This window comes from Altererythrobacter ishigakiensis (assembly GCF_001663155.1).
Taxonomy (GTDB): Bacteria; Pseudomonadota; Alphaproteobacteria; order Sphingomonadales; family Sphingomonadaceae; genus Erythrobacter; species Erythrobacter ishigakiensis.
In genome coordinates this window covers 2,555,473-2,580,839 of the sequence record NZ_CP015963.1, presented here as the reverse complement: position 1 = coordinate 2,580,839, position 25,367 = coordinate 2,555,473, and the positions used below count along the sequence as shown (strand labels likewise).

Sequence of the window (25,367 nt, the reverse complement as noted above, 5' to 3'; positions counted from 1 at the left end):
AAATACTGATTCTTTTGACTTCATTTGTATTAGAAATACCCAACTATATTTACAAGTATAGAGATGTATACTCAAGTAGCTTTGAATTTTTACTATGATGCACCGAAGTTCTCGATATTCTAAGCACTTGACTCTACTTAGCGGCGGCCCATTCCACGCACGCTTCGGCGGTGGTCGGCACCCCGTGCCTCTTGCGGATAAGGTCGAACACAATCGCCTTGATAATCGCGATAGCCATTAGCGCCAGCACGAAGGAGAATGGCAGCGCACCTATAATCATGGTGATGCGGATCGCATCGATCCCGCCCAGCACCAGCATGCTGCCCACGATAAATGCCAGCGCGGCTCCCCAGAACAGGATGTGATAGCGGCGCTGCCCTTCATCTTCGCCTGCACCATTGATCGTGTTGACGATCAAAATCGCGCTATCAGCCGAAGTCACGAGGTAGGTCATCAGCAATACCACCACCAAAACCGAGACCAGCATCGCAACGTTCGGATCGAGCAGCACGGCCAGCGTGGCATAAAGCTGATCTGAAATTCCGGAGTTCACGATCGCACCTTGGGCCACGCCGCTCAGCTCCAGATCAATCGCGGTGCCGCCAACGATTGCCATCCAAACAAAACACATCAGCGATGGCACAAGAATAACGCCCAGCACATACTCGCGCACTGTCCGCCCGCGCGAGACCCGGGCAATGAACATGCCCACGAACGGCGCAAAGGCGATCCACCAGGCCCAATAAAAGATGGTCCAGTCGAGCTGCCATTGCACCAGCTGTTCAGAGACCTGGCTTCCGTCGCTGGCGAACAGTGTCAGTGTCTTGGCGGGAAGCGCAGCAATATAGTCGACCAGTCCATTCCCCATGAGCTGCAAACCATAAAGGCCAGAACCGACAATCACGAACAGAGCCAGTAACAGAAACGACAGTCCCATGTTGAGGTTGGAAAGCCATTTGATTCCTCTGCCAACCCCCGACAAGGCGCTGACCGTCGACGCGCCAACCAACACTAGGAGCGCGACCACAATCGCGCTTGTACTGGCCGTCCCTTCGGAATTGATAAGCCAGTCGCCCATTCCGACGCGATAGAGACCAGCTACGAATTGCTCGACGCCCAGACCCATTGTGACCGCAACACCCAATATCGTGGCAACTACCGCCACCACGTCTACCACGTGACCAGCCGCGCCTGACATGCGCTCTCCGAACAGCGGCACGAGCGCCGAGCGGATCGTCAAAGGTAGTCCACGGCGATAGGAGACATAACCGATCGCCAAACCGACCAAGGCATAGGTCGCCCAGGCAGCAAATCCCCAATGAAGGAAGGTGTAGACATAGGCCGGCCTAACCGCCTCAGCCGAGCGTGCTTCGATTGCTCCGCGGATGATCTCTGGATTGTTGGAGAAGTGCGCCAGCGGCTCGCCGGTTGAGTAAGTCAGCATGCCGATGCCGATTCCTGCGCCAAACAGCATGGCGAACCATGAAAAGCGCGAGAATTCGGGTTTGTCGTCAGGTGCGCCGATCCGCAAACGGCCAGATTGCGGGAAAGCTGCAAGAACCAAAGCGATGATCATTAGCAGCGCGACCAGATAGACGTACCACCCGCTAAAACTCGAAATGATATTCTCATTTGCAGCGCTGAGCGTTTCGTTCGCGCGTACTGGAAAAAAGATCGCCCACATGATCAGCAACGAGACAATGATCTTCCCTGGTATCGTCACTTCGCGGCTGAAACCGTCGTAGAAACCCCGGTCATGGGTATCGATCGGTAAGTCGGTTATAGGGGGATCAATCGGGAATTCGTTGCTTGATTGCATATCGGGAGCTGTTGCGCCTTTGTCTTCTCGGGCAAATGTTTCGCATGCTCGCTCAACAAGCCCAATTGCGTTTCGATGCTTGGGATAGGTGACAGAGCATAGGGCCCGCGTTGAACAATGCAAATCGGCAGGCCTAGCGGCAATTCGGTGACCCTAATTGGGTCGAAGACGGAAGGGAGGCCTTCACTGTAATTTGGGAACAGCTTGGGTCTTAGGTAGAGGTCTTTATCCTTGCATCCGTAAGCGCAAGATATCGAACATGATGTCAGTCTGATACCCCTTCTTTCGTAATGATGGGGTCACGTGTTCGAGTCACGTAAGCGGCACCACCTTCTTAGAAATATATAACCTAGGATAGCTCGCGGCTTGCTGACGAAAGGCCGTTTGGCTGGACCGCAGTTTGGGTCCTGCTTGGGTCGCTTTGGGCAGGGAAGGGCAGCTTTTGGCTGCGAAAATGGGACACCATCATGACTGATGATGGGGCGCAACCTAACCGCTCGCAGACCTGAAACATTAAAGGCCTTGCAGACCAGCAGGTAACCCTTTGATATTGAAGTCTCGCTGCGGGAACGGGATTGATATGCCTTTCTCGTCGAACGCTTTCTTCATTTGTTGAGTAAGGTCCCAATAAACGTTCCAGTAATCCTCTGTCCGAACCCATGGTCGGCAAATGAAATTGACGGAGCTATCGGCCAGTTCATGGACCTTGAATACCGGCTCAGGGTCATCGAGTACCGCTGGATGAGCTTTGGTGACCTGTTTCAAAATCTCCAGCGCATCGTCAATTGAGTCCTCATAAGAAATGCCAAAGATGAGGTCGACGCGGCGAGTATCGTTTGCGGTCATATTCTTGATCAAGTTCCCCCAAACATTTCGGTTCGGTAGTACAATGATCTGATTATCTGGAGTAATGATCGTTGTTGCAACGATGGTAACCGACTTTACCTTCCCGACTACACCGCCCAAATCCACAACGTCGCCCTCATCGAATGGACGATTAATCATGATCATAAGGCCGCTAGCGAAATTTCCTAAGGTGTCTTGAAAAGCAAAGGCAAGGATGAAGGAGGCTCCACCAATAAGAGCAAAGATTGGGCCGACGTCCATGCCTAGCATGGAAAGTGCGATGGCAAGGCCAATCAACAAAACGAGCCAAAAGACTGCGCCCGCAAGAAAGTTCGTCAAGAGTCTCGAGAGATTGCTAAGTCTGTTTAGCCATCTGAAGACTAAACGCCTCGCGATTTTTGCAATAAGCCACAGTCCGATCAGTGAGGCGACCACCAGCGCGATCGATTCAAGAAATGCAATCCCTCCGGTAGGGTCGACTAGCCATCGAACAGCTTCGCTATAGATTGTTTGAATGTTGGATGTGCGGAGCTCGTCCAACATCACAGTGTCACGATAGGCGCGATACTCCGCAATCAGGTCTGGATCACCGCCTTTCTTCTCCCAGGCATCAATCACCGCGGTAAACTTCTGAAAATAAGCATTACGCTCAAAGACCAGGTCAGCGACGCGGTTTGTCACCTCGTCTGCAACCTCACCCTCAGTGCGGTCTATCGCAATCTGAGCGGCCATAACATCTTCAGTTTGAACGCGAACTATCTCCAACCAATTGCCGGCGAGCTCGTTGAGTTCTTCTCGTGTGAGGGGCACCAATCGATGCTCAAGTTCTTTTAGCTCGATGGCGGGGTCTGAAAGAAGTGACTTCTTTGAAGCCTCATCGTCCACTGCATCTGTTGTTACCCCCTGGATCGCCTCGATAGCGGCGTCTGACAGGTCGGTATTCGGTGCGGTTGTAGCGGCGTTTAGAGGAGAATCTGAAAGAATCGCTGCGCAAAGAGCCAACAAAGCGATGATTGACGTGGTCAATTGTCTATAGGAACGCAGTTCAGTCATGAAGGATCAGCCCTCAGTTTTGTTTACATGACCTAGAAAGGCTTTCCGCACCCGATCGGTTCCGTCAGGCTGATGAATATTGACAAAAGAGCTGCACTCAGATGCTCTAACTCGTCCGCAGTTCAAGTTATGACGTGAATTCGTATCGAGCCATTAACATTGATGCGGTCAGCGAATGACTGTTTGTTCCGATAGCCCTCTTTCTGATCAATCAGGCAAGACTGGCAGCACTTGACTGTTCCGTCGTGACTTCCGAATACTAACTGAGGGGGAATGAGATTGAGCGGCAATCAATTCAGATTTGGCATTTCAAGGGCGTTCCCGGCACTATTTCTTTTATGCGCGACGCCGATTGCCGGAGTTGTGATGGCGCAGGTTCCTGCGGCCACTCAATCGAGCAAAGTCGCCAATCCGTCTTCTTCACAGCCAGATGCGGACTTGCAGGAGGCGCGACAGATTGCCGCGCTAATTGAAGGTACTCTTGGTCCGCAGATTGATGCCGATCGTCTTTTCCGTGTCTCTATAGCAGGCAGCAATAACGAGCTAGCTCGGACAGTTTTACGTCTCGTTAGTGACGATACATTCTATCGCCAAGCCAAGGCGGACAACTCTTTGCTTGCACCGCTTTCACCCAATGGAGCCGCACTGGCTCTGAAGCGGGCAGACTTCCTTCGCCTGCCCCGAACGCGCCAGAAAGCTTTGCTTGAGGCTCACCGTCAGCGTTCCGAAGCGGCAAGAGCCCGAGATGCAGAAAACGAGGCCCGCCGCGACGAACTTGCTCGTTTGAGTAACGAGTTGGATGGGCTGAGGAACTTTCTTCAAGGTCAGCCAACGCAATTGGCTCGGCTGGATCTTGATCTCGTCGATTTCGTTGAAATCCAGCGAGACAACCCAGGGATTGGCTTGGCCCGAGGGACTGCGAACAGCGGCGCAAATACCTATCCCTCCGATGCGGATATGGACACCCAGCTAGAATGGCTTCGTGCCGAAGTTGCGGCAAGTAAGGCCCAAATTCTGGCATTATCGCCGACACGGCTTGGCGAGCTCGTTCGCGCGTCCGGCATCGCTACCGTCGCGTCTGACGACATCGCCAATGCGGATGCCGCGCTGCAAGCCGCTCAGGAAGAGCTACGCGATGCCGAAAAGCAGGCGGCAGCCGCACGCGACGAACAAACTCGCCTTCTTGCCAATGCCAATGCGGCGTTGCTTGCTGTCAGTCAGTCTCAGGCGGAGTTGCGCTCAGATCTAGCGCGGCTAGATGCCGAACGCCCGCAGCTGAACGAGATAACTCTTACGTGGCAGAGCAGGGTCGATGCGCTTATCGACGACAATGCCGGCTCTGGTGAAGCCAACCGTGCCTATGACGAACTCGTCCGTGACCTGACTGAAACTCGCAACCGCTTCCGGCAAATTCTAGCGCTGCCAGGTAAGATCAAACCGGATGAGATTTATCCGAGCCCTGTTGATGAACTGGCCAATCTACAAAGGCCTGAGGTTCCGGAGATTCTGTCTCGATATTCCACACTGCAACAGGATGCCGAGACCCTCAGTCAGGAGTATTATGAAACCCGCTGGCAGAGTGTTTCGTCGTTTCACGACGCGGTTATGAGACTGAATGAAGCGCGTTTGGCGCTAATCCCCGCTCTGTCCTCTGAAAGACGCTCGCAAGTCACCGGATTTGGAAGTGCTGGCGTTTCTCAAGCCGGGCGGGAGATTGATCAGATCACCCTGCAATTGCAATATTACTTACAACGCTGGCCGCGCCTCATCGGAGAGGGAATAACTGTCACTCCACAATTGGTATTTGAGCTCGGGTGGCTGCTGCTCTCCTTTATGCTCTTCAGCTCATGGCGACGGCGTGGCGGTCGCATTCTTGCCAATGCAAACGCATCGGTCATGGCTGGCAAAACCAATGATGTTTCTATGGCCATTCGAGCGCAGCTGCTTGATCTATGGCGGCGGGTAAGGCGGCCGCTGGATTGGGCTATCTTTTTGGCTGTTGTGCGCTGGCTGTGGCCCGCAGAGTTGACTTTTCCTGGATTGAAGCTCCTTTGGCTAGTCGTCTTCTGGACTGCACTGACTTTATTCCTGATGAAGTTGGCTGATGAATTGGCTAAGGGCAGGATGAAGTCCGACCCGCGCGCCGAACTTCGTTGGAGGTCTCTGCGCCTTATTGGCGGGACAGTCCTCGCCATAATCTTGCTTCTTCAAATTTCGGACGCCGTCGTTGGCCAAGGCGCGATCTACAGCTGGGTGGCTACCTTCGCTTGGTGGCTTTTGCCTATAGTGATTTTCGTCCTCACTCTCTGGTGGCAGGAGCGCATCAAGGCCCTGTCGGAGGTGGAAGCAGCGCGCAGTGCATTTCTCGGCTGGGTCGCCCGGAGGCCTACTGGTTGGCCCACTGTTATTCCCTTCTCTATCGCGGGCTTCCTTCTCCTTCTGACTGGAGCCCGGACTGCTTTGGGACGTCAGGCTTCCAAGATCGCTCTCGTGCGAGAGATTAGTCAGCAAAAGGCGCGCGAAGAGGCAGAAAGACAGGTTGCAGAGGACAAGGCCAGCGGCCGATACAGAAGTCTTCCACAGACGTTGTGCGATAGCCTTGCGCCGCACCGCAAACCCCTAAACGAACCTAGTGAACGCAACTGGCCAGAGGCAATCTCGCTTCCCAAGATTCGCCGTGGGACGATAACTGCTTTGGTTGGCGATCGGGGGCTCGGAAAGTCAACGCTAATGCGAGACCTTGCGGCCACGGCAGAAGGCTTTGAAGACTGCTTTTTTGTAAGGGTGGATCATCGTGGCCTGCAGGGCGTTATCGATGAGCTTTCGGATGTGGGAACAGACGGAGAGTCGCAAGGCAAGCGCCTCGTCATATGCATTGATGACATCCACAGGTTGATCGCGCCGGCGATCAACGGCTTGCAGGATTTTGACCAATTGATTGAGCTTGTGCGCGCCTTTCCTCATGAAGCCGCCTGCATTGTCACGTTGGAACGTGCTGCATGGGATTTTCTTGAGCGCGCACGCTTCGACCGTCTGGTTTTCGACGAGGTGGTGAAGATGCCGCGCTGGTCGAGCGAGAAGATTCGTCAGTTGGTTGAACGTCGAACGAAGCAGGCGGGGATCGAACCTGATTTCAATCATGTGCTGGATGGCGGAGCCTTCGGGATCGCCGGCGACCTATCGCCTGTTGAGCGCAAGAAGGTTTCATACTTTGACCGTCTTCATCAATATGCCAATGGCAACCCGGCTGTAGCGCTGGAGTTCTGGCGACGCTCGTTATTTACCGTGGCAGAAACCGGTAAGATTGTGGTCCTCACCTTCGCCCTGCCAAAATCTGACAGCCTTTCAGAAATGCCGCTGTCCGCACTAATCGTCCTGCGCGTTATTCTCCAAATGGGGCGGGCTCCTGTGGCAGAGATTGAGCGCTGCACGAACCTGCCCGCTGCAACGATAAGTGGTATCCTGCGGCGGCTGCAGCACATCGGGGCAATTGCTCGCGATGAAAAATGCTATCACATAACGCTCGATTGGTGGCTGGAGGTCCGTCGCCTGCTTGAACGCCGTAACCTCATTATCCGGAGGGGAACATGATGTCTCTTTCCAGGCTGGCAAGAATTGCAGGAGCGGTAATGGCAGGTGCGTTGTTTCTCCAAAGCGGGGACGCATTGGCACAAGCTGCATCTGCGCCTTCCGATTTATCCGGTATCGCAGAGATAATTCGCTGGAGCGGCGTATTTGCCTCGATCCTCTGGATCGCTGGAGCGTGGCTTATACTGCGGGTTGCCGGACGTTTTGTCGAAGCATTTGGCGGGGAGTTCTCCTCGCGTCGGCTTACGCTGCAAAAGGTCTACACCGTTCTCCAATTCGTGATTTACGTGGTTTCGACAATTGCGGTCATATTCATGTCGTTCCGCATCGACGACACTACAATGGCTTTGGTAGGTGGTTCGTTGGCAGTAGCAGTCGGCTTTGCCACAAAAGACCTTGTGGCTTCCTATATTGCGGGCCTCATCATTATGCTCGACCACCCGTTCCAGGTTGGCGACAGGGTCAAATTCGCGGGAGAGTACGGAGATATAGTGGCCATCGGGCTTCGATCTGTTCGGATGCGCACATTGGATGACAACATCGTCACCATCCCTAACAGCAAATTTCTGACCGATATTACGGCATCGGGAAACTCAGGTCAGCTCGATATGCAAGTTGTGATCGATTTCCTGATCGAACCAAGCCAAGATGCTGAAGAAGCACGAACGATAGTTACCGAGGCTGCGCTCTCAAGTCAGTTTATCTTCCTGCCCAAGCCCGTCGTCGTGCTGGTGAGTCAATGGCAGGATGGCTTACTGATCGCAGTACGTCTGCGACTAAAAGCCTATGTACTGGACACTCGCTACGAGAAAGAATTTGAGTCCGATGTTAGCATCCGGGTCCTCAAGGCCTTCCAGCAACGCGGGATCCTGGTGCCCTCGAGTATAGTCAGGTCTTAGAAGATCGACTGAACGAGTTCGCAAAAGGGGCGATGCATATCGTCGTAGCGCGATCTTTGGTTCTGATAGACTGGTTGGCTGAACCGGAGTTTGGGTCCTACTTGGGTCGCTTTTCGTAGGGAAGGGTGGCTTCCTGCTATCGAAGGATCGACCCAAGATGAGCAGTCTGTCGGTTGCGGAAGGGCTATTGATCTGGGCATCTGGGTGACTCAATAGTCGCGGCTCGCAATAAGCCGCTTTGCGCAGGGGTGCAGTTAATGAACTTTACCGGTGTGGGACTTGCAAAGGCTTCGTGTCTTGCCGCAGCAGCGTTCACGGCGTCCGCCGCATACGCGCAGTCACCCGTTGGTGATGCAAGCACTCCGATCGCTGACCCAACAACCAATTCTGATTTCAGCAGCGCCATGCCGTTGGAATCTATCGACCATTATGCAGCTAATCTGGTCGACTCAGATCAACCGGATGGTATGATCACTGATCAATTCACGGCGAGAGATGGTCATGATCGACCCTCTTCGGGCGCAGACGCAGCAGGGCTGGTTCCTGAGGGACGTGACTTCACATTCATCGTGGCTCCATATGTCTGGATTCCCACCGTTACGGGCGACATTGAACTTGGCGCCCAGGGCATACCGCTAAACCTCAACGCAGGCGACCTACTCGACGTTTTCGAGTTTGGTGGGCTTATCCTAGGAGAGGTCCGGCACAAATCTGGCTGGGGTGTTTCTGTCGATCACATCTTTGCCGATCTCGGAACAGGGTTCGACATACTGATCGGTGACGTCGATGCCAGTATCGACGCGGCCATTACCGAAGTAGCGGTTATCCGTAGGATCGAGAGCGGAAGGGATTCCTTCGAACCTTACGCAGGTATCAGGCATTGGAACGCAGATGTAACCGCTGAAATCCAATCGTTCTTTTTCAATGGCACCGTCGAAGTTGGCGACAACTGGACAGATCCCATCGTTGGTTTGCGCTATCTTCACCCGATGGCGGAGCGCTGGCGGCTTATCGCGCAGGGGGACATTGGTGGTTTTGGCGCGGGATCGAAATTCAGCTGGAATGCGGCGGCAGGCGCGTCCTACGCACTTTCGAGGCGATCTCAGTTCCAGATCGTCTATCGCGTGCTTAGCGTCGACCGTGAGAGTCCGGCGATAGGCGGTGGATCACCGGTTGATCTGGACCTGAGTATCTCTGGCCCATTGATCGGTTTCGCGTATCAATTCTAAGTGGCGGCACCGCCCGCTAAAATATCTTCCTGAGGTTCAGCGAAAGGCCGAACTGGCGCTCTGAATCGAGAAAGGATGTTCCCACGCGGCCGGACAGGGCGATTGAGCGGGACAGCATCGAACCATATTCTACCTCGAGGTCGACCGTCTCGGCTTTGAGGCCCTTGTGTGACTTGGAGTACTTGATGTCGCCAAGCGTCCAGGTCGCGTTGGTAAACAGTCTCGCAAAAAGAACCCTTACTTCGCTGCGGTTGATGTTCCCCCGATCATCCTCACCTGCAATCGAGAAATAATGCTTGTAACCTCCGAAAGCGAAGGTCTGCTGGTTGAAGGCATAGACCGCGCCAATCACCGGATTGACCTGCAATTTCCCGCTTCCAATAACGTCGTTGGTGGCAGTCGGCACCACGAACTCAACGGCAGATAGCAGTGAGACGGACCCGAAAGTGTTGACGTTGCGGGCCCGCAAATTGAGATCGCCAATTCCGGCTTCGTTGAATGTACTTCCAGCCGGGCTCTCGAGCGGACGTTCGATATTGCGAACAAGCAGCGTAGGATCGCCACCGGTGGCCGCAGGCGGCACGCGCCCGCGCAGGTTTGTTACCGGCAGTTCGATGTTGGCACCCCAGTGTTGATCAAAGGCGATGTCGTATTTCAACGCCATAGTCGTCACGCTGATTCCGTCGCTGAGGTTGTCATGCTTTATGATGACCTCAGCCTTTGTGATGTTGTCCTTGGGGTTCACTCCGGGGGCGGTTCCGGATAATTCGTTATCGCCACTCTCAACAGACCAGTCTGCGTCTGCCGTCTCCTGCGCTGTTGAAGATGCATGTGCAACCAATAGCATAGCGCCAAGTATGAAGACGAAAGGTTTTAGGGGCGGATGAGCGTTCATGACTGCGCGTTGCCTCGTTGCCAGATACACTGGGAGGATCTCGACAAGGCTAGAACTAGGCCGGAGCCTGTCCTTTCAAGTGCACGTCCTGCTGCGGATACGGCATGGAAAGCCCTTCGCGTTCGAAAGCTTCTTTCACGCGACGCGTAAGGTCGGTCTTTACATCCCAGTAATCCTCGGCCTTCACCCACGGGCGACAAACAAAGTCCACTGAACTCGCTGCCAAATCTGTCGCGCGAATGTCTGCGGCCGGTTCACTCAGCACTTTCGAGTGATTGGCAACCTCTTGTGTGATGACGTCGAGAACATCTTGGATCGGATCATCATAGGATGCGCTGAACACGAGATCTACCCGCCGGGTATCGCTAGCCGTGGCATTGACGATCACGTTGCCCCAGACATTCTTGTTGGGGACGACGATGATCTTATTGTCCGGCGTAGCAATCGTTGTGCCCACGATGCTCACGTTCTTGACGGTTCCGCCGACACCACCAACCTCGATGAAGTCGCCTTCATCGAAAGGTTGATTGATCATGATCATGAGTCCGCTGGCGAGGTTGCCCAATGTGTCCTGAAAGGCGAATGCCAGAATGAAGGATGCACCGCCGATCACCGCGAAGAGAGGCGTAATGTCGACATTTACCGATGACAACACGACCACGAGGCCAACCAGAATAAATATCCAGAAAATCGCTCCGACAATGAACCCTTGGAGCAACTTCGAGATATTGGTGAAACGTTTGATCCACATCCGCGCGAAACCACGCACAAAGCGGGCTGCAAGTACGATTCCGGCCAATGCCAGCACCGCAATCAAAACACTTTGTAGGACCGCTAATCCTCCATCCCTGCGCCCCAGCCAGACAAAGAATGAGCCGACAAGTGCCCGTGTGCTGGCAAGGGCTGTTTCCTCGTAGAGAATGCTGCTCCGATAGGCCTTGAGCTCCGCAACCAAGGCTTCGTCACCGCCCTTTCGCTCTAGCGACTCCAGAGCGAGGGTAAACCTCTCCAGAAGCCGGGCTCGCTCCTCAACAAGCTCGACAATCCTTGCGATTCTGGGATCGTCACCTTCTTGAGGGTTGCGAGCTCGCTCGGCCTGCAATTCGGCAATCTCGCGCGTTTTCGATCTTACCGTATCAAACCAGGTGCGGCTTACGTCTTCCAGCTCGCTTTTCGTGAGCGGCACCAAAAGGTGCGACAGTTCCGCAGTCGAAATCTGCGGTGAAGTAACTCGACCATCGGCTGCGTCTTCGATAGATGTGGCTTCCTCAGCAGGTGAAACTTCATCGGCGGTCGCAGCATTCGTTTCCTGTGCATCCTGTGCCGCGCTCGGGCTGGCCTGAGCGAGCACGAGAGGTGTCAACAAGATTAAGAAGAGGGACCGTATCTTACTCGATGCGCTGAAATGATCGATCAAGGTCTACTCCTTCGACATCAAGTATTCCGCAACTGCCTGGTAGGCAGGCAGCGAAGTCGGATCGATGCGTCCGTTTGCAGCAGTAGGGAAAGACGCGAACCTGACCAGAACCATCTCTGCTGTCGGATCGACGTAAATCGTTTGCCCATGAACCCCGCGAGCAGCATAGGCTCCGTGCTCATTATGGAAGACCCACCATTGGCTGGTATAACTGCCGTTTGCTATCGTCGGAAAACCTGCAAACTTAGATTGATCCCCACCTTGCCGAATGCGTTTCGCTACGTCCGCCGGGAACAGCCTTTCGCCGTTGATAACACCTTCATTGAGCATCAACTGGCCAAGCCGCCCAAGATCGCGAAGTCCAGCAGTCAGGCCGCCACCGGCGAAAGGCACGCCTTTGCCATCTACGGTTTGATAGGCCGACTGTTCAGCCCCCATCGGCTTCCAAAAGCGTTCTGAGGCCAGCTCGGTCACTGACTTGCCGGTAACGCGGGTGATGATCCAGCCCAACATGTCGGAATTGATCGTCTTGTAGTGAAATTCATCTCCGTGCCGTCCTTCAGGCTGGACCTGCTGGAGATACTCCCAGTAACCGTCAGGTCCTGAATAACCTTCGGGTTTTGGAAGCGGGCTTGCCGCGCGAGAATATACCCAGATGTCGGCATTGGGATCGGCGTAGTTCTCGGAATATTTGACCCCCGTGGTCATATCCATGACTTCCCGCACGGTTGCAGACGCGAAGGCAGAACTGCCGATTTCGGGAATGATGTCGCGCACAAGCTTGGTTTCGTCGAGCTTTCCTTCGGTAACCAGTATCTGCGCCAACAGGCCTGTTACTGACTTTGTCATCGACATGGCTGCGTGCTTGCCGTCTTCCTTCAAGCAACCGAAATACCGCTCGTAGACGACCTTGCCTTTGTGCATGATCAACATGCCGTCGGTGTAGTTCGCGTATAGCGATTCCTCCCAGGTCATCGGTTCCGAACTGTTCATGGGCATGAATGTCAGCGCATCGATTGCCTGACGTGCATCCGCGAATTCAGCCGGCGCAAGGTAAGGCAGCGACGTAGGCGCATCGAGCCCACGGCTGATTTCCTCGGTCGGCAGAAACTCGCGCAAATGGCACACCGACCAGCGCAACCTTGGAAAGCTGAAGTAGACCGAGTCCGGCTGCGTTATGATCTTGTCCGGCGGCGGAGGTGAACCCTGCATCCACCCCATCACACGTGGATCGGAATCCTGCGCCGATAGCGGGGCCTGCTGCTGTTGGGCAGCAGCTGAACAGGTCATGCCCGCCGCTACGGCCAAAGACAGGCCAAGCTTCGGAAGTGCGGAAATGAAATGCATGGTTCTACTCCTAAGAAGATGGCTTTAGTCGTCGTCAGTAACCGCTGCGATTATGCCAACCACGGCTGCTCCGACGAGTGCGCCTTTAAGTACATCGGCTCCGTCATTGTCGCGTCGCGCGTAGTAGCGCCGCAGGTAGTCATTTCTGTTCCAGTAACGTCCATCGCGCCACCAACGGCCGTTGCCGCGATAGAAGCGATCATAATAGTCTTCGCGTATCTCGCGCATGACCTCACGCCTAGCTTCTCTGCGTTCCCGGGCGACTTCGCGATTGGCTTCACGATATTCGCGCTCGGCACACTTTCTGGTCTTGCAGCTAAGAATTTCTCTTGCCGCTTCACGCCTTTCGCGCGCCACTTCACGATTTCCTTCGCGAATCTCGCGACGCACTTCCCAGCTTTGGGCCTGCACTTCGGTCGGGATTGCCGTAAAGACGACTGTTGCTGCGAGTACGGCTAGGATTTTGCTGTACATCGGTCAGCTCCCTTCCACAGCACTGCGAAACTTGTTGGAGCGCGATTCATACTGCTTCAGAATTTCTGCGCAGTTTTCCACCTCAACTGCCACACTGGTGCCGTAGCCAAACGCAGCAGAGAACAAGAAGGCGCGATCGACCCCCAGCAGACGGGTGATTGCTGCATTCATTTCCATTACGTCGCGCTCGAACGCCATTTGCTGATCTTCGGCAACGCAGCCGCGAGAAAGCCCGGCGATATATCCGAAATTCTTGAGGCCATTGTCGACCTGCTCTTCCTGGCTGATTTGCGCCTCGCCTTCCGAACTCTGCGATGCAGCTGGCGAAACAGCGACCAAACTCATGGTGATCCCGGCTGCGATAATCCCACGTCTAAAAAGTTGAACCATGCCAGTCATCCTTTCCCTCTACGTTGTGTTCTCGAAGCGTTCACCAGGCCGCCAGATGGGCCGAGGAGAAGCTTAGTAATTTACTACGATATTGACGAACCCGCCGGTCCAAGCCGGTGCAGATCCGCCGACAGCATTCTTGATCCCGTCTCCGGGAAACGAAACACTGAAGCCACCGGTCAGAAAAATGTTGGGCGTAAGCACCCGTGTATACTCAAGGAACACATCGTCTGAGAGGTGCGGATCGGTAACGCCAGCCACAACGCTGCCCAGATCTTCGGTGAGATCAAGTCTCGTTGCCTGTCCGAACTGAATGGGGCTGCGCAGCTCGTTCACTCGGATATGCGCAGTCCTGAGTGTGACAAAATCCTGCCGGCTAGGCATCAGCTTAAAGGTCAGCTGATGCGACTGGACATTGGAATTGATGAAAACGAGTGCCGATTTCGAGCCGGTAGCCCAGCTTGCCGGTGAGCCTTCGTAATTCAATGGGTCAAAACGTTCCAACTCCGGAGTGTTCGGGTCATCGCCTGAGAAGGTTTGATAGGTGTAGAAAACTTCGGGGCGCCAGGGCTTGTTGTTCCATACGTGACCAACCTGCACCCGTCCGGCCCAAGCGTCCAGATCAATCCTGCTATTCCACTGATGGGCACCATCCAGCGCGACATAGAAACCGGGCATAGCCTCTTTGAGCGGGTGCACCCGGCCGTAAAATGAAAGCGAATTCAGTCCATCACGCCCCCCATCAAGAAAGACGGGTGGCCCCAAACCACCGGCCCCGGCCTGCGGGTACGGCGCACCCGATTGCAGGACATTCACATATGACAAGCCGGCGAAGTTCTGGTCCCAATCGAAGCGAATATCGCCGCCGGCCATCTCCGTCTTGGTATTATTTGAGCTCAACTCGTTCGGGTCGATGAAAAAGGCGCGCGCGGTTAGCCGGTCAATGGTCAACTTGGCGATGGCCGTTTGTTCCCATGCCTTTCTTGGACCCAATTTGACTGCTCCACGCTCGAACCCGTTCGAGGCGCCGTTGGCGATCTGCATTCCTGTGCCGAGTTTGAGTTCCTGCGCCCCAATAGAAATATCCAACTCGCCGGTTTCTTTCGACCCGGTCTTTACTCCTAGAAAGGCCTCTTCGATTGTTACCCGGCCCGTGTCCCCTTGCCCTAAGCCGTCCTGGCCTGTCGTCATCGATGCTACGAAAGAAGCACCACCGTAAACTCGCGTACCTTCAGAAATGTAGGATGTCATTTCAACGCCTGGTTTCATGTAGGCTTCAATCCATTGCGTGTCCGAGTTGAAGTCGGCAGTCGGTGCGAAAGTTTCCGCCAGATTCCAGAACAGGTTTTCTTCAGCTACTGCATTGATTCCGCCCTCAAGAGTGAAGCGAAATTCGACTTCTTCTGGCCCGGCTTGCTGCTCAGGCGAAGCATCTTGGGCAATAGCTGTTCCGGAGCACATCAAGGCCATCGCGGCCGAACTCACAAGAAGACATCTCAATCTGCCCGGCTTTCCAAGGCATGAAGAGGGCGTGGACATCATTTCGCAGCGTGTGGAAGTCACCAAAACATCTCCAGCATCGCGACCGGGTAGATTCTGTTTTCTTTCAGGTTTCGCGTTAATAACACTCGTGTAAAGGTTGTGGATGCCCAAAATGGGCAGTAACTTTTCTCTCACATGATGGGGGCAATCTTTTATGAAATTCGCTGCAGAAAACTTCGGAAAGATTTGGCCTGTCCATGTGGATGGTTTCATCCGTCTTCTATCGAGCTTGCGTGCAGCATTTGACGGTGATCTGGATTCGGTGCTGATACTGGCGGTGGTTGGCTCGGCTGTCTTGCCGAGACACAAGATGCCGACTGACATTACCTATAAGCAGTTCCTTGCCGGCGAAGCCCGGCGAGAGCTTACGACCCCTTTGAACACGCATTCCATTGCTCAAATCACCGGCATCCCGCGCGAAACTGTGCGCCGCAAAATCTCGCGATTGCAAGCGAAAGGCTGGGTGGTCAGGAATTCCGACGGGCATTGGTCCGTTGGTGATGATGCTCGCAGAGATCTTGAACCGATGACCGATCATTCTCTAGAGTATCTCTCGACATTGGCAGAGGTGATCCGAAGAACTGGCTAATCCCTGATTATGAAGTGGAGAGTAGACACTAAACAATCGGGTTCGTTTGTAATTTAGAGAAACTCGATTTTGGCGAATGCCAGTTCTATTTCGAACGTGAAAATCAACAGTTGGGAGGGCAATATTTGCGTGGCATTTCGCTAGATCTGGGTCTGCTGGAGCGCGGTCTATTGTATCGCCGTTCCGACTCTCTATTGCGATTCAAGCGCTCACGTGTTTCAATTTGGGAGTGCGAATCGCGACGAGCAGAAGCTGCACGCCGCCCTGCGTAATCTTTCTCCGGGCCTGGTTTGAAAGTCAGCCCTATGGCTCGTCCCTCGTCATCAAAATGCATCCTCGCTTGATGCAATATGTTGTCAGCGTCCCAGAATTTGATGCTTCGAGCTCCGTTTGAGCCACCGATGCTAACCGAGTATTCGCTTCCTTCCAGTCTTGCCAGACGCTCGTTCTCGTACTGTGAAAAAATCAGGTATCCGGAAAGCGTGTAGTCGTCGCCTTTCGCGACTGCTTCCGCAAAGCGATTTGCAAACTTTGATTTAGGTTCTTGGCTCTTGCCTTCGGTAGCCTTGGATGATGGCCGAAGGTCTTCCAAAGTCGGGTTAATAGCAAAACCAACCAGCTCTGACTTCTGATTGAATAGCCACGAGGTCGCGATGGAATAGCCTGAATAGGAAGTGTCTTCTCCACAATGCCAACTAAATTCCATCAACCAGAGGCCTTGCGGTGACTTTCTTTGGGGGGTGCATCCTACAAGTTTCGAAATCTCGGCAATTTGCGAGGAACTAAGTTCGACTTCGTCGGAAAATCGAGAGTCAAACTGACCTTGTTTAATCGCTTCAACAATTGATGCTGTTTGTGTTTCTATTGGGGGTAAATCTTCCGCGTACAGGGCGGAAGTTACACTGAGTGCAAAGATACAAATAAGTGGACGGAACAATGGACGCTCCCTCAAACTCCACGACCCTAAGTGGCACTACTCACATAAGATCTCGCTGGTGTCAAAATGGGCGGCTACACCGGAAACGTCCGCAACCGGCTCGAAAGCAGATTTTGACTATATGGTTCGCGACCAACATACTATTCTGCCGTCTAGGAGATGTCATGCCAACCCAAGGCAAAAAACCATGGTTCCCTGTGAAGCGATATGGATACGGGGTAGGTTTCCCCATCGCTTGGGAGGGATGGTTAGTATTAGGTCTATACGTGGCTGCCATGATCTTATCCGGATCGCTACTTCCGACCTTGGCTTTCGTAATTGCGGCGATCCAGCTGACTGCGGCCGTTATTATCATCAGCTACCTTAGGTCTGATGGTGAATGGCGCTATCGCAACGGCGAATAGGCCCGTCGGTGTGCAATGTCTGCAACTGGGTCGTTAGCAGACAGTCCGCCCGCCTAACCCCTGTGATTGTCGAGCTCATCTCCGGTCAGCGTCACGACATGCAGAAGGTTTGTCGCGCCAGGCGTTCCGAAAGGCACACCAGCCAGCGCGATCAGCTTGCTGCCTGCCTTGCCGAAGCCATGACGCAGCGCCATCCGCTTACCCTTGGCGATCATCTCTTCAAAGCTGCCGATGTCCTTGGTTGCCACGGCATGCGCACCCCATAGCAAAGCAACGCGCCGCGCTGTCTTCATTGACGGGGTCAGAACCAACATCGGCGTATCCGGTCGTTCGCGCGCCACGCGCCGCGCGGTTGATCCGGAAGCAGTAAACACCGTGATCGCGCTGATCGCCACGGTATCGGCGATGGTCATACAGCTATGCGCCAACGCGTCAGAGGTGGTGGCGTCGGGCGGCGTATCAAGGAAACGTACGCGTGCACGATAGTCCTCGCTACGCTCGACTTGTTCGGCGATCTTGTCCATCATGGCGACTGCTTCCTCCGGCCAATCACCTGCTGCCGTTTCTGCTGAGAGCATCACCGCATCTGCGCCATCGTAGACCGCGTTTGCTACGTCAGACACTTCAGCGCGGGTGGGTGTGGGGCTCTCGATCATGCTTTCGAGCATTTGGGTCGCGACGATCACCGGCTTGCCCGCAGTTCGGGTTGCGTTGACGATCTTCTTCTGCAGCGGCGGAACCTCTTGCGGTTCCAGTTCAACGCCTAAGTCTCCTCGTGCTACCATGATGCCGTCTGACATCTCGATAATCTCAGAAAGACGCCGGACCGCCATCGGCTTTTCGATTTTGGCGCATAGCGCACCATAGCCGCCCATCAGCTTACGGGCTTCGGCAAGGTCTTCGGGTCGCTGGACAAAACTAAGTCCGATCCAGTCGACATTCTGCTTGATCGCAAAGGCCAGGTCCTTGCGATCCTTCTCTGTCAGCGCCGGGATAGGAACTTCGGCGTCGGGCACATTCACACCCTTGCGATCAGAAATCACGCCGCCAACTTCCGCCGAACACAGGATTTTGTCTGCGCTGGCCTCAAGCACTCGCAAGCGGATCTTGCCGTCATTGATGAGCAGTCGCTGCCCCTTTTCCAAGATGCCGAACAGCTCAGGGTGCGGTAGGCACACCCGTGTCTCGTCGCCTGGTTCGGGATCGCGATCAAGCGTGAAATGGCCCGAATGGCGAATGACCGCTTGGCCATCCTTGAACGTGCCTACACGCAGCTTAGGACCTTGCAGATCGGCTAGAATTGCAATCGGTCGGTTGAATTCCTTTTCCAGCGCGCGAATGCCCTTGATCGTCGCGGCATGATCGGCATGTTCGCCATGGCTCATGTTGACACGAAACGCGTCGGCCCCGGCTTTCAGCAAGCGCCGCAGAACCTCAGGGTCGCGGCTGGCTGGACCAATCGTTGCAAGAATTTTGACTTTACGGCTTCGCGGGTCGAGCCGACTGAGTGCGGTGCGTGACATGAAACAATGCTATGACACAGTTGTGTTTCAACTCAAGGAATAGTCTCAAAGGATACCAATTGATGGATACGAATTCAGAGAATGCGGTCGAACGGCTGGATGATGCGATTGCAGCGGCGGCATTTCGCCGACTGGTGCGCCATTTGCAGCACCGCCACGATGCGCAGAATATCGAGCTTATGGGGCTTGCGGGATTTTGCCGCAATTGCCTCGCTGACTGGATCCGCGATTCTGGCTTCGATGGTGACAAAGCTGCGGCGCGGGAATTGATCCACGGCATGCCGATGGAAGAGTGGAAGGCAACGCGGCAGAAGCCTGCTACCGAAGAGCAATTGGCTGCGATGGAAGCAAGTATCGCGAAAAATCGCGTGGATTGATCACTTGCCCGGTTCACGCGGCAGGTCTTGCTGGCTATCGCGGGGCCAAACCGATTCTCATTCCAACGGAGACCTGACCAGATGGCTGAAGCCACCGACGACCGCCTGCGCCTTTTGATCGAGCGCATCGAACGCCTAGAAGAGGAGAAGAAAGGCATCGCTGACGATATTCGCGATGTTTATGCTGAGGCCAAGGCGGTCGGTTATGATACCAAGATCATGCGCCAGATCGTGCGTCTGCGCAAAATGAAGCCTGATGATCGCGCAGAAATGGAGACCGTGCTGGAAACCTACAAGGCTGCGCTGGGGCTTGGTTGATTTTCCCGGTTCGCGTATTATCTAAGTAATACAGCAAGCAAGGAGATTAGCATGGCCGGTCCGTGGAAAGATGCGCGCGGAGTGATCGTAACGACTACACCGACAATCGAGGGGCGGCCGATCCAGGAATATTGCGGGATTGTGGTTGGTGAAGTGATTGTTGGTGCGAACCTGTTCCGCGATCTGTTTGCCAATATCCGCGACATCGTAGGCGGTCGCTCTGGCAGTTACGAGCGCATTCTGGCCGACGCCCGCAATCAGGCAATCGAAGAACTGCAGGCGGAAGCCGCCAGCCGCGGCGGCAACGCGGTGGTGGGCATCGACCTCGATTACGAAGTGATTGGCGACACTGGCTCGATGCTGATGGTGTCTGCCAGCGGAACCGCAGTAAAGGTCTGACGTGAGGTATGGGGGCTGAGCGCGCGGAATTTGTTGCCAGCGACGGTCTGAAGCTAGTCGGAGACGTCAGCGGACCGGAGGGCGCGCCGCTGGTTCTGCTGATGCATGGCGGCGGGCAGACCCGGCACAGTTGGGCTGAGGCAATGCGCGCGTTGGTCGCTGCGGGTTATCGGGTCGTGAATCTTGATGCGCGCGGGCATGGGGAAAGCGAATGGTCGCCAACCGGAGCCTATGCCATATTTGACCGGATCAAAGACATCCATGCGGTTATCGATGACTGCGACGTGCCGTTCGCGTTGGTTGGCGCGTCCATGGGCGGGCTCACATCAATTCACGCTGCTGGCGAAGGGCTATCCCCATCAGCAATAATTCTGGTTGATATCGTCCCGGATATGGAACCCAAGGGTGTCGAACGGATCGTCAGCTTCATGAATGCACATCATGGTGGCTTCGCCTCGTTGGATGAAGCAGCCGATGCCGTTGCAGCCTACTATCCCGAACGTCCGCGCCCAAAAGATCCGAGTGGACTAATGAAGAATTTGCGCCGCCGCGATGACGGGCGGCTGTATTGGCACTGGGATCCGGTAATGTTCGGCGTCGAGGACCCAAGCCAGTTTCGCGAGCCGCTGCAACGGTCGACGAACAAGCTAGGGCAGCGCCCAGAAGTTCCTGTACTGGTTGTACGCGGCAAGTTGAGCGACATTGTTTCAGACGAGAGCATTGCGGCGTTCCGCGCGAAGGTGCCGCACGCTGAAACTGTCGATGTCAGCGATGCCGGTCATATGGTGGCGGGTGACAAGAATGATGCATTTAATGCCGCTGTAGCCGGGTTTCTGACGCAGCATCTACCGCTTTAACTTGCGAACGTTGCTTTGCTCGCGATCAACACAATCGTGATAATCAGTCCGTTATGGATCATATGGAGCGCGATGGCGCTCCACAACCCATAGTTCACTCGCAGATAACACAGCAGCATGCCCAATATGAACTGCGGTAGAACCAGCGGTAGCAAGCTTACCCAGTTGCTTTCGTTGAAGTTGAACAAGTGGATAGAGGCAAATGCCAGAGTGCTAAGCCAGAACATCGCCGGAAAGATCGTTCGAAACCAGTTCATTGGTGGACGCTTCCATAGGATTGCTGCCATAATGAATGTCAGCAAGATACCGCCAATCATTGCGAAGCCGACGTAGGTCGTAGCGGTTTCCCCAGTATGGTTTACTCCCAGTATCGCCGCGAGGACTCCCGCGGCGAGGATGATCGGGAATGCAACGAGATAGCGTGGGCGGCCTGACAGCCAGCTGCGAAAAAACAGCTCTTCGGATACGGGAGCAATGACAATCACAGTCAATATGATCGATGGAGTGATTTCTATACCCGCCAGCGCAGTCTCTGGAATATCGACACCGATCGCCATCACGATACCAGCGATGATCAACAGCGCGCCCATAGCTGTAAGATCGAGCGTTAGCATGCGCGATATCGCGATTGCGCCAATTTTGAAGTCCGCAGATTGCCGGACAGGCAACTGGGGCTTTTGCAGAAAGCCGAGAAAACTGCCCCATTCTGCGCGCATTGTTTGCGGTGACGGAAGGCTTGTAGATTCACCTGTCATGCGGCTATTGCGACCCCTGATTCCAATCATTCAAATTCGGAAAAATGACATCCCATGGCAGGCCATTCCAAATTCAAGAACATCATGCACCGCAAGGGCGCACAGGACAAGAAGCGCTCTAACCTGTTTTCCAAACTCAGCCGCGAAATAACAGTGGCGGCGAAAATGGGCGCGCCCGATCCGGACATGAACCCGCGCCTGCGCCTGGCGATCAACAACGCCAAGGCGCAGTCGATGCCGAAGGACAATATCCAGCGCGCAATCGACAAGGCATCGGGCGGCGACGAGGACAATTACGAGGAAGTCCGCTACGAAGGCTATGGCCCAGGCGGCAGCGCGATCATCGTCGAAGCGCTGACCGACAATCGCAACCGCACCGCCACCAATGTGCGGACATGCTTCTCCAAGAACGGCGGCAATCTGGGCACTGAGGGTTCTGTTGCTCATGGCTTTGAACGGCTGGGCTATATCGAATACGGACCGGACGCGGGCGACGAAGAAAAGGTGCTCGAAGCCGCAATGGAAGCTGGCGCGGAAGATATCGCTTCTTCCGAAGACGGCCATGAAATCTGGACCGCAGCCGAGGACCTGCACGAAGTTTCGTCCAGCCTCGAAAGAGCGCTCGGCGAAGCCAAGGAAGTCAAGTTGGCGTGGAAGCCCAACCTGACTGTCGAGCTCGACGAAGGCAATGCGGGTACGCTGCTGAAGCTGATCGACGCGCTCGACGACGATGATGATGTCCAGACCGTTTGGGGCAATTACGAGATCAGCGATGAAGTTATGGCGAAACTGGACTCCTGATCGGCGCTCGTGACGCTTATTCTCGGCCTTGATCCCTCGCTCAGTTGTACCGGCTGGGGCGTGATCCGAACGGAGGGGTCCAGGATTGTTCACGTCGCGAATGGTCAGATCGCCACTCTGCCTAAAGAGCAATTAGCCTTACGCTTGGCCGCGTTGCAGCAAGGTCTGCGTGAAGTTATCGAACAGCACCGCCCCGATCGAGCGGCTTGCGAGGAAGTTTTCGTCAACAAGAACGCGCAATCAACACTAAAGCTGGCACAGGCAAGGGGCGCAATTCTGGCTACGTGTGGCATAGCAGGACTTGCTGTGAACGAGCATGCGGCGCGGCTCGTTAAGAAATCAGTCGTTGGCAATGGCGGCGCGGACAAGGTTCAGGTTCAGGCCATGCTGAAGGTGCTTTTGCCAGGCGCTCAAATTTCAGGTGCGGATGCTGCCGATGCTCTCGCGGTCGCGATCGCTGATGCGCACCTCCATCGTGCAGTCTAAAGGTTAACCTTGCTCCATTTCTACGGCATTCCCAATTGCGATACCGTCAAGAAGGCGCGCAAATGGCTCGATACGAAAGGCATCGAATATGCTTTCCATGACTACAAGAAAGAAGGGGTCGATCCCGCGAAGCTGGCCAAATGGATTGAGGCGCATGGTGTGGATGTAGTGCTCAACCGGCGCGGGACGACCTTCCGCAAGCTGCCCGATGTGGAGAAGGCTGATATCGATGCTGCAAAAGCTGTCACACTGCTGGAACAAGATCCCAGCATGATTAAGCGGCCCGTAGTTGAACACGCGGGTGGCATTCTGGTCGGATTCAAGGAGAGCGAGTGGGAAGCGGCGCTTTGAACAGCGTTGGAGTGGTCAGCGCGTCAGAACGCGTCAGAGCCCCAATCGCCGCGTTCGTCTTGCTTGCGCGGCGACATCGCGCCAGCCTGCTTGTCAGCCGCCGCAATGATGTCGTCTTTCGCACCCATCACGTCATAGCCGGCCCCATAGAGGCCAATCACGACGATAAGTGTCGCCAGGAGTAGCTTCTTGAACATGGTTCAGAGGAATACCGTGAAACTGCCTAACCAAGGGTTAAGAAGCCTGATTCTGGCCATGTTTGGCGCGGTTACGCTGGCATTTGGTTCAGCTTCGCCTGCCATCGCACAGAAGAACGAGATGCTGATCATTGCCCATCGAGGGGCAAGCGCAGAGCGGCCCGAACACACATTGGCGGCCTATGAACTCGCGATTGATCAGGGTGCAGACTACATCGAACCCGATCTGGTGGTGACGAAAGATCTTAAGCTGATTTCGCGTCACGAGAACGAGCTGTCTGGCACTACAGACGTTGCCAGCCGAGAAGAGTTTGAGGATCGCCGCCGCGATAAGATGATTGACGGCCAACGGGTCGCCGGCTGGTTCGCGGAAGATTTCACTTTGGCCGAAATCCGTACACTACGCGCGAAGGAACGTATTCCGCGTATCCGCCCTGCCAATGCGCGCTTCAATGGTCTCTATCAAGTGCCCACATTGGAAGAGATTGTGCGGCTTGTACGTGCAAAGGAAGAAGAAACCGGACGCAGGATCGGTCTGTACCCCGAGCTCAAACATCCCAATTTTCTGCTTCAGGAAGCGGGGATCGACATGGTTGACCTGCTGCTAAAGGAATTGCGCGATCTGGGCGTGAATGAAGTTGACCCGGTTTTCATCCAGAGCTTTGAAGTTGGCGTGCTTCAGCGGCTCGATCAGCGCAGCGATTTTAAACTGGTGCAGCTCGTGAAACCGGAAGACGGCCCGGCCGATGAGCCGAATATGTACTATGCGGATATGGTGACCCCTTCAGGTCTGGAGGCGGTCGCGGAATATGCGGATGTGATCGGCGCGAGCATCCAAATGTTGTTCGGCCCCGATGGTATTCCTCTTCCCTTGCCTGAAGATGCAAGGGCTGCGGGGCTGATGGTTCACGCTTGGACACTGAGACCTGAGAATGCTTTTCTGCCACTTGTTCTGAAAAGCAGTAACGATGACAGGGAGATCGGTGATGTGCTCGGCATGGTGAACCTGCTGAAAGTCCAGAATGTCGATGGTGTGTTTACAGACAGCCCAGGGCTGGTTCGGAGCGCTTTGAGTGAGCTCAGCTCTTCCACGCGATGAATGCGTAGTTGAGCGAAAGATCGTCTGACAGGTGGAGTCCCTTGCCCGGCCGCCATGTGATCCCGCGCTGATCGCCCATCGCCAGCCCCGCCTCTGCAAGCAGGTCGGACAGTTCGTCAGGTGTTACGAAGTCATTCCAGTCATGTGTGCCTCGCGGCACATACCCAACGCGCTCTGCGGCCTTGACCAGCAGCAAGCGGCTCGCAGCGGTGCGGTTAGGCGTTGACATAACAAGCAATCCGCCGGGTTTGAGGCTCGCAGCAAGCTGCGCAAGAAAAGCCGCCTTGTTGGCCACGTGCTCGATGACTTCGAAACAGGTAACGAGATCGAATGCGCCGAGGTTCAGGTTGGCAAGTTCGCCCGCCATATACCGGATATCGAGCCCCGAAGCTTCGGCATGTGCGCTTGCCACGCCGATATTCTCCGCCGAAGCGTCAACGCCGGTTACATCCGCGCCCAGCCGCGCCATCGGCTCGCACACCAGACCTGCACCACAACCCACGTCCAGCGTGCTCTTCCCATTCAGTGGTTTGGCTAAAGTGACATCCCCCCCCCAATGAGCATCGATTGCTTCGCGCAAGAACGCTAGGCGGACCGGATTGACCTGGTGCAGCGATGCCATTGGGCCTTTGGCATTCCACCATTCGCGCGCAAGCGAAGAGAAATGAGCGGCCTCTTCGGGACGGATTGTTGCCCCAAGTGAAGAATTGCTTTTTGCAGTTGATGTTGCATCACCCATGCTGCGCCCTTAACAGCGCAAGCTAACGGGCACCAG

26 protein-coding genes are annotated in these 25,367 nt (G+C 54.9%); 13 read left to right on the top strand and 13 right to left on the bottom strand.

Features of this window, described 5'->3' with window-relative positions:
- Positions 1-133: 133 nt before the first annotated feature.
- A complete protein-coding gene (locus A6F69_RS12410; protein ID WP_067601837.1) occupies positions 134-1,819 on the bottom strand; it encodes a BCCT family transporter in 1,686 nt (561 codons plus the stop codon).
- 513 nt (positions 1,820-2,332) lie between these two features.
- Entirely contained in the window at positions 2,333-3,718 is a 1,386-nt protein-coding gene (locus A6F69_RS12405) for a mechanosensitive ion channel family protein (protein WP_083984803.1), read from the bottom strand.
- Positions 3,719-4,084: 366 nt separating this feature from the next.
- On the opposite strand from A6F69_RS12405, the gene A6F69_RS12400 reads away from it, so the two are divergent.
- From A6F69_RS12400 to A6F69_RS12390, 3 genes are all read left to right on the top strand, one after another.
- Complete coding sequence (locus A6F69_RS12400; protein WP_083984802.1) at positions 4,085-7,309, top strand: ATP-binding protein; 3,225 nt, start codon at positions 4,085-4,087, stop codon at positions 7,307-7,309.
- On the top strand, positions 7,306-8,205 hold the full coding sequence (locus tag A6F69_RS12395) for a mechanosensitive ion channel family protein (protein WP_245638249.1): 900 nt from the start codon (positions 7,306-7,308) through the stop codon (positions 8,203-8,205). Before A6F69_RS12400 ends, A6F69_RS12395 begins: the two co-directional genes overlap by 4 nt.
- Before the next feature lie 257 nt (positions 8,206-8,462).
- Positions 8,463-9,434, top strand: a complete 972-nt coding sequence (locus tag A6F69_RS12390) for a hypothetical protein (protein WP_067601835.1) — start codon at positions 8,463-8,465, stop codon at positions 9,432-9,434.
- Between the two features lie 16 nt (positions 9,435-9,450).
- On the opposite strand, the gene A6F69_RS12385 is transcribed toward A6F69_RS12390, so the two are convergent.
- The 6 genes from A6F69_RS12385 to A6F69_RS12360 all read right to left on the bottom strand — a co-directional run bounded on the left by A6F69_RS12385 (position 9,451) and on the right by A6F69_RS12360 (position 15,442).
- The gene (locus A6F69_RS12385) at positions 9,451-10,329 is read right to left on the bottom strand and encodes a hypothetical protein (protein ID WP_144573575.1); all 879 of its coding nucleotides are present in this window, start codon (positions 10,327-10,329) and stop codon (positions 9,451-9,453) included.
- A gap of 55 nt (positions 10,330-10,384) precedes the next feature.
- The gene (locus tag A6F69_RS12380) at positions 10,385-11,695 is read right to left on the bottom strand and encodes a mechanosensitive ion channel family protein (RefSeq protein ID WP_144573577.1); all 1,311 of its coding nucleotides are present in this window, start codon (positions 11,693-11,695) and stop codon (positions 10,385-10,387) included.
- A gap of 54 nt (positions 11,696-11,749) precedes the next feature.
- On the bottom strand, positions 11,750-13,093 hold the full coding sequence (locus tag A6F69_RS12375) for a serine hydrolase domain-containing protein (RefSeq protein WP_067601829.1): 1,344 nt from the start codon (positions 13,091-13,093) through the stop codon (positions 11,750-11,752).
- 24 nt (positions 13,094-13,117) lie between these two features.
- On the bottom strand, positions 13,118-13,567 hold the full coding sequence (locus tag A6F69_RS12370) for a hypothetical protein (protein WP_067601826.1): 450 nt from the start codon (positions 13,565-13,567) through the stop codon (positions 13,118-13,120).
- Between the two features lie 3 nt (positions 13,568-13,570).
- Positions 13,571-13,957, bottom strand: coding sequence for a hypothetical protein (locus A6F69_RS12365; protein WP_067603131.1), 387 nt, complete (start codon positions 13,955-13,957; stop codon positions 13,571-13,573).
- Positions 13,958-14,029: 72 nt separating this feature from the next.
- Positions 14,030-15,442, bottom strand: coding sequence for an alginate export family protein (locus A6F69_RS12360; protein WP_218916038.1), 1,413 nt, complete (start codon positions 15,440-15,442; stop codon positions 14,030-14,032).
- A 211-nt stretch (positions 15,443-15,653) separates the two neighbouring features.
- Here A6F69_RS12360 and A6F69_RS12355 point away from each other — a divergent pair, with 211 nt between their 5' ends.
- Positions 15,654-16,088: a helix-turn-helix domain-containing protein gene (locus A6F69_RS12355; RefSeq protein ID WP_067601823.1), complete on the top strand. Its 435-nt coding sequence runs from the start codon at positions 15,654-15,656 to the stop codon at positions 16,086-16,088.
- 103 nt (positions 16,089-16,191) lie between these two features.
- Here A6F69_RS12355 and A6F69_RS12350 read toward each other — a convergent pair whose 3' ends face one another.
- The gene (locus tag A6F69_RS12350) at positions 16,192-17,025 is read right to left on the bottom strand and encodes a hypothetical protein (protein ID WP_144573578.1); all 834 of its coding nucleotides are present in this window, start codon (positions 17,023-17,025) and stop codon (positions 16,192-16,194) included.
- A 266-nt stretch (positions 17,026-17,291) separates the two neighbouring features.
- Between A6F69_RS12350 and A6F69_RS13190 the strand changes: the two genes are divergently transcribed.
- Positions 17,292-17,429, top strand: coding sequence for a hypothetical protein (locus A6F69_RS13190; RefSeq protein ID WP_211352807.1), 138 nt, complete (start codon positions 17,292-17,294; stop codon positions 17,427-17,429).
- Between the two features lie 53 nt (positions 17,430-17,482).
- Here the strand turns inward: A6F69_RS13190 and pyk are convergent, their stop codons facing one another.
- Positions 17,483-18,952, bottom strand: a complete 1,470-nt coding sequence (pyk, locus tag A6F69_RS12345; protein WP_067601812.1) for a pyruvate kinase — start codon at positions 18,950-18,952, stop codon at positions 17,483-17,485.
- 62 nt (positions 18,953-19,014) lie between these two features.
- On the opposite strand from pyk, the gene A6F69_RS12340 reads away from it, so the two are divergent.
- From A6F69_RS12340 to A6F69_RS12325, 4 genes are all read left to right on the top strand, one after another.
- Complete coding sequence (locus tag A6F69_RS12340) at positions 19,015-19,329, top strand: DUF1244 domain-containing protein (RefSeq protein WP_067601809.1); 315 nt, start codon at positions 19,015-19,017, stop codon at positions 19,327-19,329.
- Between the two features lie 81 nt (positions 19,330-19,410).
- Positions 19,411-19,647 (top strand): DUF2312 domain-containing protein, encoded by a 237-nt coding sequence (locus A6F69_RS12335; RefSeq protein WP_067601806.1) that lies wholly within the window; start codon positions 19,411-19,413, stop codon positions 19,645-19,647.
- Between the two features lie 81 nt (positions 19,648-19,728).
- On the top strand, positions 19,729-20,046 hold the full coding sequence (locus A6F69_RS12330; protein WP_067603125.1) for a heavy metal-binding domain-containing protein: 318 nt from the start codon (positions 19,729-19,731) through the stop codon (positions 20,044-20,046).
- Positions 20,047-20,054: 8 nt separating this feature from the next.
- Positions 20,055-20,903 carry an alpha/beta fold hydrolase gene (locus A6F69_RS12325; protein ID WP_067601803.1) on the top strand — a complete coding sequence of 283 codons (849 nt, stop codon included), beginning with the start codon at positions 20,055-20,057 and terminating at the stop codon, positions 20,901-20,903.
- Here A6F69_RS12325 and A6F69_RS12320 read toward each other — a convergent pair.
- Positions 20,900-21,658 carry a CPBP family glutamic-type intramembrane protease gene (locus A6F69_RS12320; protein ID WP_067601800.1) on the bottom strand — a complete coding sequence of 253 codons (759 nt, stop codon included), beginning with the start codon at positions 21,656-21,658 and terminating at the stop codon, positions 20,900-20,902. The genes A6F69_RS12325 and A6F69_RS12320 overlap by 4 nt on opposite strands.
- A gap of 54 nt (positions 21,659-21,712) precedes the next feature.
- On the opposite strand from A6F69_RS12320, the gene A6F69_RS12315 reads away from it, so the two are divergent.
- From A6F69_RS12315 to A6F69_RS12305, 3 genes are read left to right on the top strand one after another with little or no spacing between them, the layout of a single operon-like run.
- Positions 21,713-22,459, top strand: coding sequence for a YebC/PmpR family DNA-binding transcriptional regulator (locus tag A6F69_RS12315; RefSeq protein ID WP_067601797.1), 747 nt, complete (start codon positions 21,713-21,715; stop codon positions 22,457-22,459).
- A gap of 9 nt (positions 22,460-22,468) precedes the next feature.
- Positions 22,469-22,945 (top strand): crossover junction endodeoxyribonuclease RuvC, encoded by a 477-nt coding sequence (gene ruvC / locus A6F69_RS12310; protein ID WP_067601794.1) that lies wholly within the window; start codon positions 22,469-22,471, stop codon positions 22,943-22,945.
- A gap of 9 nt (positions 22,946-22,954) precedes the next feature.
- The gene (locus A6F69_RS12305) at positions 22,955-23,296 is read left to right on the top strand and encodes an arsenate reductase (RefSeq protein ID WP_067601791.1); all 342 of its coding nucleotides are present in this window, start codon (positions 22,955-22,957) and stop codon (positions 23,294-23,296) included.
- Between the two features lie 23 nt (positions 23,297-23,319).
- On the opposite strand, the gene A6F69_RS13090 is transcribed toward A6F69_RS12305, so the two are convergent.
- Complete coding sequence (locus A6F69_RS13090) at positions 23,320-23,493, bottom strand: hypothetical protein (protein WP_157092830.1); 174 nt, start codon at positions 23,491-23,493, stop codon at positions 23,320-23,322.
- A 58-nt stretch (positions 23,494-23,551) separates the two neighbouring features.
- Here A6F69_RS13090 and A6F69_RS12300 point away from each other — a divergent pair, with 58 nt between their 5' ends.
- Positions 23,552-24,592, top strand: a complete 1,041-nt coding sequence (locus A6F69_RS12300) for a glycerophosphodiester phosphodiesterase family protein (protein WP_067601788.1) — start codon at positions 23,552-23,554, stop codon at positions 24,590-24,592.
- On the opposite strand, the gene ubiG is transcribed toward A6F69_RS12300, so the two are convergent.
- On the bottom strand, positions 24,573-25,331 hold the full coding sequence (ubiG, locus tag A6F69_RS12295; RefSeq protein WP_067601785.1) for a bifunctional 2-polyprenyl-6-hydroxyphenol methylase/3-demethylubiquinol 3-O-methyltransferase UbiG: 759 nt from the start codon (positions 25,329-25,331) through the stop codon (positions 24,573-24,575). The genes A6F69_RS12300 and ubiG overlap by 20 nt on opposite strands.
- Positions 25,332-25,367: the final 36 nt, after the last annotated feature.

Bases quoted from the DNA above. Each gene is read 5' to 3' on its own strand.
- A6F69_RS12395 (WP_245638249.1), top strand. From the start codon at position 7,306: ATGATGTCTCTTTCCAGGCTGGCAAGAATTGCAGGAGCGGTAATGGCA.
- ubiG (WP_067601785.1), bottom strand. From the start codon at position 25,331: ATGGGTGATGCAACATCAACTGCAAAAAGCAATTCTTCACTTGGGGCA.
- A6F69_RS12315 (WP_067601797.1), top strand. From the start codon at position 21,713: ATGGCAGGCCATTCCAAATTCAAGAACATCATGCACCGCAAGGGCGCA.
- A6F69_RS12365 (WP_067603131.1), bottom strand. From the start codon at position 13,957: ATGGTTCAACTTTTTAGACGTGGGATTATCGCAGCCGGGATCACCATG.
- A6F69_RS12300 (WP_067601788.1), top strand. From the start codon at position 23,552: ATGTTTGGCGCGGTTACGCTGGCATTTGGTTCAGCTTCGCCTGCCATC.
- A6F69_RS12320 (WP_067601800.1), bottom strand. From the start codon at position 21,658: ATGACAGGTGAATCTACAAGCCTTCCGTCACCGCAAACAATGCGCGCA.
- A6F69_RS12325 (WP_067601803.1), top strand. From the start codon at position 20,055: ATGGGGGCTGAGCGCGCGGAATTTGTTGCCAGCGACGGTCTGAAGCTA.
- A6F69_RS13090 (WP_157092830.1), bottom strand. From the start codon at position 23,493: ATGTTCAAGAAGCTACTCCTGGCGACACTTATCGTCGTGATTGGCCTC.
- A6F69_RS12405 (WP_083984803.1), bottom strand. From the start codon at position 3,718: ATGACTGAACTGCGTTCCTATAGACAATTGACCACGTCAATCATCGCT.
- A6F69_RS12340 (WP_067601809.1), top strand. From the start codon at position 19,015: ATGGATACGAATTCAGAGAATGCGGTCGAACGGCTGGATGATGCGATT.
- A6F69_RS12375 (WP_067601829.1), bottom strand. From the start codon at position 13,093: ATGCATTTCATTTCCGCACTTCCGAAGCTTGGCCTGTCTTTGGCCGTA.
- A6F69_RS12370 (WP_067601826.1), bottom strand. From the start codon at position 13,567: ATGTACAGCAAAATCCTAGCCGTACTCGCAGCAACAGTCGTCTTTACG.
- A6F69_RS12400 (WP_083984802.1), top strand. From the start codon at position 4,085: ATGGCGCAGGTTCCTGCGGCCACTCAATCGAGCAAAGTCGCCAATCCG.
- A6F69_RS12335 (WP_067601806.1), top strand. From the start codon at position 19,411: ATGGCTGAAGCCACCGACGACCGCCTGCGCCTTTTGATCGAGCGCATC.
- A6F69_RS12410 (WP_067601837.1), bottom strand. From the start codon at position 1,819: ATGCAATCAAGCAACGAATTCCCGATTGATCCCCCTATAACCGACTTA.
- A6F69_RS12385 (WP_144573575.1), bottom strand. From the start codon at position 10,329: ATGAACGCTCATCCGCCCCTAAAACCTTTCGTCTTCATACTTGGCGCT.
- A6F69_RS12390 (WP_067601835.1), top strand. From the start codon at position 8,463: ATGAACTTTACCGGTGTGGGACTTGCAAAGGCTTCGTGTCTTGCCGCA.
- A6F69_RS12355 (WP_067601823.1), top strand. From the start codon at position 15,654: ATGAAATTCGCTGCAGAAAACTTCGGAAAGATTTGGCCTGTCCATGTG.
- pyk (WP_067601812.1), bottom strand. From the start codon at position 18,952: ATGTCACGCACCGCACTCAGTCGGCTCGACCCGCGAAGCCGTAAAGTC.